General features: G+C 73.9%; 10 protein-coding genes. 6 read left to right on the top strand and 4 right to left on the bottom strand.

From position 1 onward, the window contains the following. Positions 1 to 187: 187 nt before the first annotated feature. Both ACIPYQ_RS34805 and ACIPYQ_RS34800 read right to left on the bottom strand, forming a co-directional pair. Positions 188 to 880, bottom strand: a complete 693-nt coding sequence (locus ACIPYQ_RS34805) for a hypothetical protein (protein ID WP_401258123.1) — start codon at positions 878 to 880, stop codon at positions 188 to 190. Between the two features lie 6 nt (positions 881 to 886). Beyond that, positions 887 to 3,307 (bottom strand): FHA domain-containing protein, encoded by a 2,421-nt coding sequence (locus ACIPYQ_RS34800; RefSeq protein ID WP_401258121.1) that lies wholly within the window; start codon positions 3,305 to 3,307, stop codon positions 887 to 889. Positions 3,308 to 3,486: 179 nt separating this feature from the next. On the opposite strand from ACIPYQ_RS34800, the gene ACIPYQ_RS34795 reads away from it, so the two are divergent. The 5 genes from ACIPYQ_RS34795 (at position 3,487) to ACIPYQ_RS34775 (ending at position 8,756) form a co-directional block, all read left to right on the top strand. Continuing rightward, positions 3,487 to 4,506, top strand: coding sequence for a cation diffusion facilitator family transporter (locus ACIPYQ_RS34795; protein ID WP_362234336.1), 1,020 nt, complete (start codon positions 3,487 to 3,489; stop codon positions 4,504 to 4,506). A 72-nt stretch (positions 4,507 to 4,578) separates the two neighbouring features. Then, complete coding sequence (locus tag ACIPYQ_RS34790) at positions 4,579 to 5,076, top strand: NUDIX domain-containing protein (protein ID WP_362234339.1); 498 nt, start codon at positions 4,579 to 4,581, stop codon at positions 5,074 to 5,076. Positions 5,077 to 5,124: 48 nt separating this feature from the next. Beyond that, positions 5,125 to 6,378 (top strand): Tm-1-like ATP-binding domain-containing protein, encoded by a 1,254-nt coding sequence (locus ACIPYQ_RS34785; RefSeq protein ID WP_401258118.1) that lies wholly within the window; start codon positions 5,125 to 5,127, stop codon positions 6,376 to 6,378. Positions 6,379 to 6,522: 144 nt separating this feature from the next. Beyond that, positions 6,523 to 8,157, top strand: a complete 1,635-nt coding sequence (locus ACIPYQ_RS34780) for a serine/threonine-protein kinase (protein WP_401258117.1) — start codon at positions 6,523 to 6,525, stop codon at positions 8,155 to 8,157. Further along, positions 8,154 to 8,756, top strand: a complete 603-nt coding sequence (locus ACIPYQ_RS34775; protein WP_401258115.1) for a hypothetical protein — start codon at positions 8,154 to 8,156, stop codon at positions 8,754 to 8,756. The genes ACIPYQ_RS34780 and ACIPYQ_RS34775 overlap by 4 nt, the downstream gene beginning before the upstream one ends. Here ACIPYQ_RS34775 and ACIPYQ_RS34770 read toward each other — a convergent pair. Together ACIPYQ_RS34770 and ACIPYQ_RS34765 are read right to left on the bottom strand one after the other, a co-directional pair. Continuing rightward, on the bottom strand, positions 8,734 to 9,060 hold the full coding sequence (locus ACIPYQ_RS34770) for a DUF6191 domain-containing protein (RefSeq protein WP_401258114.1): 327 nt from the start codon (positions 9,058 to 9,060) through the stop codon (positions 8,734 to 8,736). The two genes, ACIPYQ_RS34775 and ACIPYQ_RS34770, sit on opposite strands and share 23 nt — an antisense overlap. A 178-nt stretch (positions 9,061 to 9,238) precedes the next feature. Further along, the gene (locus ACIPYQ_RS34765) at positions 9,239 to 10,528 is read right to left on the bottom strand and encodes a bifunctional GNAT family N-acetyltransferase/ATP-binding protein (RefSeq protein WP_351286772.1); all 1,290 of its coding nucleotides are present in this window, start codon (positions 10,526 to 10,528) and stop codon (positions 9,239 to 9,241) included. Positions 10,529 to 10,688: 160 nt separating this feature from the next. Here ACIPYQ_RS34765 and ACIPYQ_RS34760 point away from each other — a divergent pair, with 160 nt between their 5' ends. Further along, positions 10,689 to 12,143, top strand: a complete 1,455-nt coding sequence (locus ACIPYQ_RS34760; protein WP_401258142.1) for a hypothetical protein — start codon at positions 10,689 to 10,691, stop codon at positions 12,141 to 12,143. The last annotated feature ends 21 nt before the right edge of the window (positions 12,144 to 12,164 follow it).

Genomic DNA, 12,164 nt, shown 5'->3' with positions numbered 1-12,164 from the left:
CGGGGGGGCCGGGGGCGGCCCCCCCCCCCGGGGGGGGGGGGGGGGGGGGGGGGGGCGCCCCGGGGGGCCCCCCCCCCCCCCCGCGGGGGCGGGGGGGGGGCCCCCCCCGGCCCCCGCGACCCCGGCGTCCTGACGTCCGTCTGACGTCCGCCTCCCCACCCGCAGCCGCTTCCGGACCGGACCGCGCTCAGTCGGCCTCCGGATCGCGCGTGTCGACGATCCGGGTGGTGTCGTGCTCCGCGTCGGCATCGGGTCGGGCCCCGGCCGCCCCGTCGGCCCCGTCGGCCGGCGGCGGATCCGGAGGTACACCGGACCCGCCGCTCACCCGCGTCGGTGTCGGTGTCGGCGGCGCGGGCGGTGGCTGCAGCGGTTCGGGCGAGGCCCCCGGCGCCGCCACGACCGCGAAGGTCGTCAGGCGGCTCTCGTCGCCGTACAGCCACTTCCCCGCCGTCACGTCGTAGACCCACACCGACTCCCCGTCCACGACCACCCCGGCCCGCAGCCCCCGTACGGTCCGCCGGAAGGAATCGGCGTCCGTCCTCCCCGAGGCGAGCTCGTCCGCGGCACGCCGGTAGCGCTCCAGGGCCTCGGCGGCGCGTGTGAGCAGGGGCCGCGCGTCCTCCGTACGGGCGAGCGGCCGGTCGGCCGTCGGCGGGGGTTGCGGCACCGACACCAGGAGCCGGCCGTCCACCCAGGCGGACCAGCCGTTGGCGCACAGGACCTCGCCCCAGTCGCCGCGCCGGGACAGCAGCTGTACCGGGAGGAAGCCGTCGAGCGGCACGGTGGGGCGGGACACGTCGGGGCTCTCCCAGGCGGGAAGACCCTCCTGGGGGACGATGTGGGTGGGCCGGAAGTCCTCGACCGGACCGGGGCTGGTCATGGGCGGCTACTTCCTCATGACCGCGGGCTCGTTGCGGCGCAGTATCCGGGCCACCAGCACGGTGAACAGCACGGACAGGACGAGCAGCATCCAGATGTCGAGGAGCCAGAGGCTCGTCTCGTGATCGAACATCGGGTCCTGGGTGATCTTGAGTGGCACGATCGCGCCGAGGTCGGTGGTGCTGGCCATCGCGCCCATGGCCCACCGGGCCGGCACGACCCAGGCCAGCTGTTCGAGGACGGGGACGCCGGAGAGTTTCAGCAGGGCGCCGCAGAAGGCGGACTGGACGATGGTGAGGAGGACCAGCAGCGGCATGGTGGCCTCCTCCTTGGTCACCAGGGCGGAGATCATCAGGCCGAGCAGCATCGAGGTGAACGACAGCAGGGCGACGGCGAGGGTGATCTCGATCAGCGGCGGCAGGAAGATCCCCTTGCCGCCGGGGGCGTTGGTGTCGACCCCGGCGAGGCCGACCACGGTGAGGACCACGGCCTGGGCGATGGTGAGTACGCCGAGGACCACCACTTTGGACATCAGGTAGGCCGACCGGGACAGGCCGACGGCGCGCTCGCGCTGGTAGATGACGCGTTCCTTCACGAGTTCGCGCACCGCGTTGGCGGCGCCGGTCAGGACTCCGCCCAGGACCAGGATGAACAGCGCGTTCAGGCCCGTCTCGGCCGTGAGGGCGCTGCCGGCCAGCGCACGGGCCAGGCAGCCCATGACGAACGGCAGCCCGATCATGATCGCCAGGAAGGTGCGGTCGGCGCCGAGGACGGCGGTGTACCGGCGGATCAGGGTGGAGAGCTGGGAGCCCCAGCTCTGGGCCTTGGGCGGCGGTTTCGGCACGGCTCCGGCCGCCCGTGCCGCCTCCCCGGCGGAAGGGGGCGGGGGCGGGGGCCGTCCGGCGGAGACGTCGACGTAGCGGCTCTGCAGCGGTGAGGCCCGGTACTGCCCGGCCCAGTCGCGGTTCTGCTCGTTCTCGAACGCCTCGTAGGCCTCGGGCCACTGCGTGAAGCCGAAGAATCCGAGGGCCTCCTCCGGAGGGCCGTAGTACGCGGTGCGCCCGCCGGGCGCGAGGATCAGGAGGCGGTCGCAGACTTCGAGGTTGAGCACGCTGTGGGTGACGACGATGACCGTGCGGCCGTCGTCCGCAAGGCCGCGCAGCATGTGCATCACCGAGCGGTCCATGCCGGGGTCGAGGCCGGAGGTGGGCTCGTCCAGGAAGAGCAGGGAGGGCTTGGTGAGCAGCTCCAGGGCGACGGACACGCGTTTGCGCTGGCCGCCGGAGAGGCTGTGGATGGACTGGTCGGCACGCTGCTGGAGGCCGAGTTCGCCGATCACCTCCTCCACCCGGGCCTGGCGTTCGGCCTTGGCGGTGTCCTGCGGGAAGCGCAGTTCGGCGGCGTAGCCGAGGGCGCGCCGCACGGTGAGCTGGGAGTGCAGGATGTCGTCCTGGGGGACGAGTCCGATGCGGCGGCGCAGTTCGGCGTAGTCGCGGTAGAGGTCGCGTCCGTCGTAGAGGACGGTGCCCTGGTCGGCGGGGCGCAGCCCGGTGAGCGCGCCGAGCAGCGTGGACTTGCCGGCGCCGCTGGGGCCGACGACGGCGAGCAGGCACTTGGCCCCCACGGGGAAGGACACCCGGTCGAGGAGGATCTTGCGGCCCTTGTCCACGGCGACGGTGAGGCCCTGGACGTCGAGCGAGACCTCGCCCGTGTCCACGAACTCCTGGAGCTGGTCGCCGACGAGGCAGAAGGCGGAGTGTCCGATGCCCACGATGTCGCCCTGGGCGAGGGGGGCGGCCCGGCGGTCGAGGCGGGCGCCGTTGAGGTAGGTGCCGTTGTGGCTGCCGAGGTCGGCGATCTCGTAGGTGCCGTCGGCGAGGGCACGGAGTTCGGCGTGCCGGCGGGAGACGGTGAGGTCGTCGATGACGAGGTCGTTCCCGGGGTCGCGGCCGATGCTCACGGCGGCCCGGGCGAGGAGCGGACGTACGGTCGTCGGCCGTTGGAAGGTACGGGACACCGACGCGACCCGCGAGGGCCGGACGCGGGCGGCGGCGTCCGGCACGGCGGAGGAAGGCGGTGGCGGTGGTGGTGGCGGAGCCGGAGGGGGCGGCGGACCGACGAGGACGGCGCGCGGGCCGTCCTCCGCGTCGCCGAAGCACAGCCGGCTCCCGGCGCCGACGCTCCATTCGTGGACGCGCCGGCCGTCCGCCCAGGTCCCGTTGGTGCTGTGCTCGTCCTCCACCGTCCAGTGGTCGCCCTCCGGGCGCAGGACCGCGTGGTGCCAGGAGACGCGGGCGTCCTCCAGGCAGATCTCGCAGAGCGGGTCCCTGCCCACGTGGTAGGTCCGGCCCGGGCTCATCGCGATCGAGCCCGTGTCGGTCACCAGGACGAGCTCGGGTGCGGTCGGCACACCGGGGCGCTGGACCATGAGCAGATTTTCCCATGAACCCGACCGCCCGGCAGCGGTCCGACATCATCGCAGGTCAGAGGCCTCTTATGGGTAATGACAACGGTCCCCGTTGCAGCCTTTGCCCATCTCGCCGGGGTGCGCTTCACTTCACGCGACGGATCCGAACACACGGGTGCCGCGATGAGACGGGGGACGCCATGAGTGGGCACGACCACGCGCACGACGACCACGACCACGGGCACGGAAACGGGCACGCGGGACACAGCCACGGCGTGTCCGCCGACGCCGACCGCCGCTGGCTGGCGATCGCGCTCGCGCTGATCGGCGGGTTCATGGCCGTCGAGGTCGTCATCGGCGTCATGGCCAACTCTCTGGCCCTGATCTCCGACGCGGCACACATGCTGACCGACGCCGTGTCGATCGTCCTGGCGCTGATCGCCATGCGGCTGGCCGCGCGGCCCGCCCGCGGTGGCTTCACGTACGGCCTCAAGCGGGCGGAGATTCTCTCCGCCCAGGCCAACGGCCTGACGCTGATCCTGCTGGGGCTCTGGCTGGCGTACGAGGCGGTGCGGCGGCTGATGGACCCGCCGCCGGTGGAGGGCGGTCTGGTGGTGGTGACGGCGCTGGCCGGCATCGCCGTCAACGTGGCGGCGGCCTGGTGCATCTCCCGGGCCAATCGTTCCACGCTCGTCGTCGAAGGCGCCTACCAGCACATCCTGAACGACCTCTTCGCCTTCATCGGGACCGCCGTCGCCGGCGTGATCGTGCTGACCACCGGCTTCCGGCAGGCGGACGCGATCGCCACGCTGGTCGTGGTGGTGCTGATGCTCAAGGCGGGCTACGGGCTGATCCGCGAGTCCGGCCGGATACTCCTGGAGGCCGCTCCGGCCCATGTGGACCCGGACGCGGTCGGCGACCGCCTCGTCGGCCACCCGCCCGTCACCGAGGTGCACGACCTGCACATCTGGACCATCACCTCGGGGCAGGCGGCGCTCTCCGCGCACGTGCTGGTGGAGCCGGAGGGCGACTGCCACGCCGTACGCCGGGACCTGGAGGGGCTGCTGGAGAAGGAGTACGGGATCACGCACACCACCCTCCAGGTGGACCACGCGCAGGACTCCCTCCTCACGGTCGGCCGGGCGGGCGAGGGCCCGGCCGGCGCCCACTGCGCGGACGCGCACGGGCCGGTCCACCGGCAGGGGCCGCACGACCACTGACCCCGGGTCCGTGCCCGCGCGCCTCTGGGCCCAGTGCACTGACCCGCGCCCGTACGGGGCATGGATGGACCCATGACGCACAAGCGCAGTGCCGGACTGCTCCTGTTCCGGCGGACCGGCGGTCCGCCGGAACAGGACCCGTCCGGGGTCGAGGTCCTGCTGGGACACATGGGCGGCCCGCTCTGGGCCGGGCGGGAGGCCGGGGGCTGGGCCATCCCGAAGGGTGAGTACGGGCCGGAGGAGACGCCGCGGGACGCGGCCCGCCGGGAGTTCACCGAGGAGATCGGGCTGCCCCCGCCGGAGGGCGCGTACCTGCCGCTGGGCGAGGTGCGGCTGACCAGCGGGAAGCTGGTGACCATCTGGGCCGTGGAGGCGGACCTCGACCCGGAGCTGATGGTGCCCGGGACCTTCACCATGGAGTGGCCCCCGCACTCCGGGAACGTCCAGGAGTTCCCGGAGCTGGACCGGGTGGCATGGTTTGCTCCGCCACTGGCCGAAAAAATGCTGATTAAGTCTCAGGTCCCTTTCCTGGAGCGGCTGTTGGTACTCCTGGGGGGCCTTGAGAGCTGACTCGTACTTGCGCTTGCCAACACCCCCACCTGCATGGACATTGCACATATGACGAACGTCGTGCTGGTGGGAACCCTGGACACCAAGGGTGTGGAGTACGGCTGGCTGCGCGAGAGGCTGCTGCGCACCGGCGTCGAAGTGGTACTGGTCGATACAGGAATCATGGGCGAACCCCGGGTGCCCGCCGATGTGCCGCGTGACGCGGTCGCCCGGGCGGCGGGAACGGAACTGTCCGAACTGCGCGCGGCCGCCGACCGGGGCGCGGCCGTGACCACGATGGCCCGCGGCGCGGAGGCGACGCTCTTACGCCTGCACGCCGAGGGCCGGCTGCACGGGGTGCTCGCGATCGGCGGCAGCGGCGGCACCTCCATCGCCACCCGGGCGATGCGCGCCCTGCCGCTGGGCGTACCGAAACTGATGGTCTCGTCCATGGCGTCCGGGGACGTCAGCCCCTACGTGGGCTCCTCGGACATCACGATGATGTACAGCGTGGTGGACATCGCGGGGATCAACAGCGTCTCCGGACCGGTCCTGACGAACGCCGTCGAGGCGATCGTCGGAATGGCCGGGGCCTACGCCCGCGCCTCCCTGGAACGCCGCCCGCCCCGGCTGGGAGCGGGCGCCCGCCCGCTGATCGCGGCGAGCATGGCGGGCGTGACCACGGCCGGTGTGGACGCGGCCCGCGAGCGGCTGACGGACCTGGGCTACGAGGTGCTGGTCTTCCACGTCAGCGGCACCGGCGGCCGCACCCTGGAGACCCTGGCCGGCCAGGGGATCTTCGCGGGCGTCCTCGACCTCACCCTCAGCGAGCTGGCCGACGACCTGTGCGGGGGCATCCTCACGGCGGGCCCGGACCGGCTCAGCGCGGCCGGGCGGGCCGGGATCCCGCAGGTGGTGAGCCTGGGGGCGCTGGACATGGTGAAGTTCGGCCCGCTGGAGAGCCTGCCCCAGCGGGTCCTGGACCGGGGGGTCCACGTCCACAACCCGTCCATCACGGTGATCCGGACGAACGAGGCGGAATGTACGGAACTCGGCCGTCGGGTCGCCGTCAAACTCCGTGCCGCGACCGGCCCCACGGCCGTCTGCGTCCCGCTCCGCGGACTCTCCACGCTCGGATCGCCGGGCGGCCCGTACCATGACCCCGGCGCGGACCGGGCTCTGTTCTCGGCGCTGCGCGACGGCTTGCGGGGCAGCGCCGCCCGGCTCTACGACTACGACACGCACATCAACGACCCGTCCTTCGGCCGGGCGGCCGCCGACCGGTTGCACGACATGATCGGCGCGATGGCGGCCGCGGCCTGAGGGCCGCAGCCTGAGACACCCCGCACGGTGGGAACCGGCCGTGCCGGAAACCGTGTCCCAGGGGGTGGCCGGTCACCGACCGGGCACCGGGACAGGACACGGTGCGGCACGGCACGGCGGAGCGCCGGACAGGGGGCGGGAACGATGAAGGACACGCGGGCGGCATGGTCGGTCCCCGGTTACACGGAGGTCCGGGAACTCGGCGCGGGCGGCAGCGGCCGTGTGGTGCTCGCCGTCCACGACGCCACGGGCACGGCGGTCGCGGTGAAGTACCTCAGCGACCGGCTGCGCCAGGACCCCGCGTTCGTGGGGGAGTTCCGGGCCGAGGCGCGCCTCCTGGGCGGGCTCGGGACCCCGTACGTGGTGAGGCTGTACGAGTACGTGGAGTCGCCCGGCGGCGCGGCCATCGTGATGGAGTTGGTCGACGGCATCTCCCTGCGCGCGCTGCTCAAGCAGTCCGGGCAGGCGGACGCCGAGGCCGCGCTGGTGGTCCTCAAGGGATCGCTGCTCGGGCTCGCGGCGGCGCACCGGGCCGGCGTGGTCCACCGGGACTACAAGCCGGAGAACGTGCTGGTCGCGGCGGACGGCTCGTCGAAGCTGGTGGACTTCGGGATCGCGGCGAACCGCGGCACCACGCCCGGCGTGGCCGGAACCCCCGCCTACATGGCCCCCGAGCAGTGGCAGGGCCGGCCGGCCTCGCCCGCGGCCGACGTGTACGCGGCGACGGCGACCTTCTTCGAGTGCCTGACCGGGCGCAAGCCGTACGACGGGGAGAACTTCGCGGAGCTCGCCGTGCAGCACATAGAGGCGCCCGTGCCGGAGACCGAGGCCCCGGAGCCCGTACGGCCGCTGATCCGGCGCGGCCTCGCCAAGCAGCCCGAACAGCGCCCGGAGAACGCCGAGGCGTTCGTCGCGGAGCTGGAGGGCGTGGCGCTGGCGGCGTACGGACCCGAGTGGGAGGAGCGCGGGCAGCGCAAGCTGGCGGCGCTGGCCGCGCTGCTGCCGCTGCTGTTCCCCTCGGCGGGCGCCCCGGCGGCGGGCACCACGGCGGTGGCCACGACCACCCTGAGCAGCGGCAGCGGCTCGGGCTGGGCGCCCGGCCGCAGCGGCTGGCTCGCGGCGGGGATCGCGCTGGTCCTGGGCGCGGTGGTGGTGCTGACCACGGACGCGATCGGCGCGGCCCCGGGCGGGGCCTCGGCGTTGAGCGCCTTCGCCACGACGAGCGCGGCGCCGCCCGGATCGGCCTCCCCGACCCCGACCCCCACCCCGACAGGCTCCGCTTCCGCTTCGCCGACTCCGAGCCCCTCGGCGTCGGCGAGCCCTTCGCCGTCCGCATCGGCCTCCGCCTCCCCGTCCGCGTCGCCGTCGGAGTCGCCCTCGCACACGCCGAGCCCCACCCCGAAGCCCACGGTGAGCTGGTCACCCACGCCCACGCCGACGCCCACGCCGACCCTGGTGGTCACGAAGGTGGACGTGTCGCTCAAGACCGGCGTGTACCGGGGTGACGCGACGGTCTCGGTCGCCGCCCAGGGCACCGGGCCGGTCACGGTGGTGCTGGAGTGGTTCCTCGGCGGTGCGCAGGGCTCCTACTCCGTCCCCGACGGCACGGAGTCGTTCACGGTCCAGGCCGGCTCGCCGGTCACCGTGGTCAAGTCCCACACCTTCACCCGTGACCGCGGCTGCTACGGAGGTGTCCGGGTGACGACCAAGCCGGCCGCCGGGAACAAGTCCGCGTCGGCCTCGCAGTACCTCCTGCGCTGCCAGGACGTGCCCCGATGACCGGTCCCCGCGCCCCCGAGGGCGACGACTACAGCGCCACGGTCCTCGGCAGCCACTGGTTCTCCGGCCCCCCGGTGAACCCGGAGGTGGTCCCCGACCGGGTCGAGGGATCCGTGCTCCGGTTCGGTCCCGGGGTGACCGCGGCCATGCCCGCGCCGTTCCCCCTGGTGGTGGCCACCGTCGACGCTCCCCGGCGCCGCCGGCTCGCCGGTCTGCGGCGGTACGCCCTCGCCGCGGTCGTGCTGGCCGCCGTCCTCGCGTACCTCGGGTGGCAGCGGTTCGGGCCCGCCATCGAGGTCCGGGACGTGGCCGTGACCACCGACCCGCAGGGCCCGTCCTGTGACGCGACGGCCGACGTGGTGGCCGTCGTCGGGACCAACGGCCGCCCGGGGACGCTCACCTACCGCTGGGTCCGCAGCGACGGCACGCGGTCGGAGGAGCTGACCGAACGGGTGCCGCGCGGGCAGCGGGAGGCCCGGCTGCACCTGCTGTGGACCTTCCGGGGCACGGGGAACTACCCCGCGCGGGCCGAGCTTCAGCTGCTGTCCCCGGGTCAGCGCACGGCCGCGGTGGACTTCACGTACCGCTGCTCCCCGTAGCGGACAGCCGGATGACGGCGAGTCCGCCGTCGAGGTCCACGCGGGAACGCGGCGGCGCGCCGTCCTCCTCGTCGTCGCGCAGGACGAGGGCGCTCTGCCGTTCCTTGAGCTCGTTCTGCTTGCCCGGCGAGAAGCTGGCGTGCAGCTGCTCGAAGCCGGTGGCGGAGATCTGCCCCTGGCGGCCGTTCCAGCGCCAGGGCAGCAGGCCCGCGCGGCCCGCGCGTTCCAGTGCCAGGTCGAGGAAGGCCATGGCGGTGAGCAGCAGAGCCAGCCCCGGAAGGGTCATGAAGACGACGAAGCCCATGGCCCGACGGTAGCCGACCCGGTGGTTCGGCCGTTCGGCCGAGGGGACCGTGGCCGTCCCGCGAGGATGCCGAGTCCGCGCGGGAGGCCCGCGGCCGCTTTTGGGAGTGGCCGCGGGCCGTTCCGCGTTCCCTCCCCCGCCGCAACCGGGGGACGGAAGTCCAGGGGCGCGGCGGAGGTCAGAACCGGGCGTGCGCCGTGATGTCCGCCTCGAACTCGCCCGTCATCGCCGGGGTCACCGTCGGCCGGCACTGCCGGACCGCCGCCAGGTAGTCCTCCGTGGTCGCGCCCAGCTGCGCGGCGGCCGCACCCCGCGCGCCCACCGCCTCCAGGTCCCGCTCGAAGGACACCTGCGCCGCGATCCGGGCCGCGTGCTCGATGTCGGCCGGCGTGAACAGCTCGGTCGCGGCGACCAGGGCCGCCACGTCGACGTCCGCGCGCCCCGCCGTGTAGCGGGACCAGATCGCGGCGCGCGCCCCGGCGTCCGGGGTGCCGATCGGGATCAGGTAGTCGAAGCGCCCGGGCCGCAGAAAGGCCGGGTCGAGGGAGCGGATGGAGTTGGTGGCGCACACGAGCAGCCGTTCGTCGCCCTCCCGGAAGCCCGGTATCAGCTTGAGCAGCTCGTTCGTCACGCCGTGGATCCCGCCGGGCTGCGCGGGCTCGGTGCGCACCGGTGCGATCTCCTCCACCTCGTCGATGAAGACGAGTACGCGCTCCAGCTCGGCGATCCGGGCGAAGGCGTCGCGCAGCGCGGCGGCCAGGTTGCCCTCGTCGGCGAGGCGGGAGGGCAGCAGTTCCACGAAGGGCCAGCCGAGCCGGGAGGCGATGGCCCGGGCGAAGGTGGTCTTGCCGGTGCCAGGCGGCCCGAAGAGGGTGATCGCACGCGGCGGCCGCACCCCGTGCGAGGCGGCCCGCTCGGGCTCGGCGAGCGGCAGCACCACGCGCCGCTCGATGAGGTCCTTCTCCTTCTCCATGCCGGCGACCTTGGCCCACAGGTCGTTGGGGAGGAAGCGGCCGCCGAGGTCGTCGAGGAGGCCGGCCGCCGGCCCGTGCAGGGGCTCGGTCTTCTCGAAGTAGGCGACGGCGGGCTGCCGGGTGTAGCCGGCGTTGAGCAGGCCCTCGCCGAGCAGGTCCTCCTCGGGCAGGACGTAGGCGATGCGGCCGACGCGGGCCGCGATGAGCCGTCGCTCCAGCTCGACGAGCAGGGCGCTGGCCAGGCCGCGGCCGCGCCAGCCGGCGGCGATCGCGATCCGCATGACCCAGGCCCGCTCCCCGGTGACGCAGGCGAGTGCCGCGCCGATCGGGACGCCCTGGTGGACGGCGACCACGCAGGGCTGCCTGTCGGTCAGCGCGCTGATGCACTCGGCGAGCGAGAAGACGGACTCCTGGCCGAGTTCGGCCGTGGTGTCGATCAGGTGGACCACCGCTGCGAGATCGCTCTCGCGGTAGTCGTGGATGAGCCAGTTCACCGGGTACCGCCCCTCGTTCGTGCTCCTGCGGCGAGGCTAGGGGCGGCAGCACCGGGCGATCACGCTCCGTCGTGCACAACAGGCGGTCCGGAAACCGTCCGTGGCGTCCATAGACTGGTGCCTTCCGCCCGAACATCAGACCGAGGACCCCGGCACCTTCATGCTTTGCCACATATCCGCGGCCCGACGCGGGCGTCTCGTATGGATCGTTCCGTTCCTGTGGACCCTGGCGCTCGGTATGTGGGGACTCTCCCGGCAGGACAGCGTGTGGCGGGACGAGGCGGCGACCTGGCAGGTGGCCGGGCGGCCGGCGGGCGAGATCTGGCGGATGCTGGGGAACGTCGACGCCGTGCACGGGCTCTACTACCTGCTGATGCACGGCCTCTTCGAGGTCTTCGGCGCGAGTACGACGACCCTGCGGCTGCCGTCGGTGCTGGCGGTCGCCGCCGCCGCGGCGTGCGTGGCGCTGATCGGGAGCCGGCTGGCGGGCTTCTGGGCGGGGCTCGGCGGCGGGCTGGCCCTCGGGCTGCTGCCGGCCGTCCAGTTCTACCTGCAGGAGGGCCGGCCGTACGCGCTGGTCGCGGCCGGGGCCGGGCTGTCGACGCTGCTGCTGGTCTCGCTCCTGGAGAGCGGGCCCGGGCGGCGGGCCTGGCCGCGCTGGACGGCGTACGGGGTCACGGTGCTGGCGTGCGCCCTGCTGAACTGGCTGTCGCTGCTGGTCCTGCCGGCGCACGCGGCGACCCTGTGGTGGGTGCGGGCCGGGCGCGGTGTCCTGCTGCGCTGGGCGGCGTGCGGCGCGGGCGCGGTGGCGGGGGCGCTGCCGCTGATCCTGTTCAGCCGGGGCCAGTCCGAGCAGGTGTCCTGGATACCGCCGCTGACCTGGCACATGCTGATCGGCCCGGGGATCCTCCTCGTGATCGGCGGGCTCGGCGCGTGGGCGGACCGGCCCGGCCGCAAGGACCTCTCGGCGGCGGCGGTGGGGCTGCCGCTGCTGGCGGTGCCGCAGCTCGGGCTGATCGGGCTGTCGCTGGTCCAGCCGCTGTTCCAGGACCGGTACGTGCTGTTCTCCATGACGGGTCTGGCCCTGCTGATCGGCGCCGCCCTGGGCACGGCCGTCCGGGCGTGCGCGCCCCGGTTCCCGGCGGCGTCGGGCCTGCTCGTGCCGGGTGCGGTCGGGGTGGCGGTCGTGGTGCTGCTGCCGGTGGAGCTGGGCAAGCGGGCCCCGGCCAGCCGGATCGACGACGTCCTGGCGGTGGCCGGTGAGGTGGACCTGCTGAAGCGGGACGGGGACGCGGTGCTGTTCGTCCCGGCCGCGCGGCGGGACACCGCGCTGGTCTCCCCCGGCGCCTTCACGGGCCTGACCGATCTCGCGCTGGCCCGGACCCCGGTCGCCTCGGCCACCCTCAAGGGCGAGGAGGCGGAGCCGGAGCGGATCCGGGCGGCGCTGCTCGGGCAGCGGCGGGTGCTGCTGGTGACGGACGCGGCGGAGGTCGCGAAGGCCCCGTCGGCGGAGCGCGACAAGGCGAAGGCCGCGGTCCTGCGCGAGCACTTCACGGTGGTGGAGGACCGGCAGGTGCGGGGCCGCCGGGTGACGGTCTACGAGCGCCACGGGTAACCTCGCGGGCCCGCGTCCGGC

Origin of the sequence: Streptomyces sp. NPDC090045 (assembly GCF_044747975.1) — a bacterium.
Lineage (GTDB): Bacteria > Actinomycetota > Actinomycetes > Streptomycetales > Streptomycetaceae > Streptomyces.
Note: the sequence above shows the minus strand (reverse complement) of the source record. Positions and strands in the feature narration are given on the sequence as shown.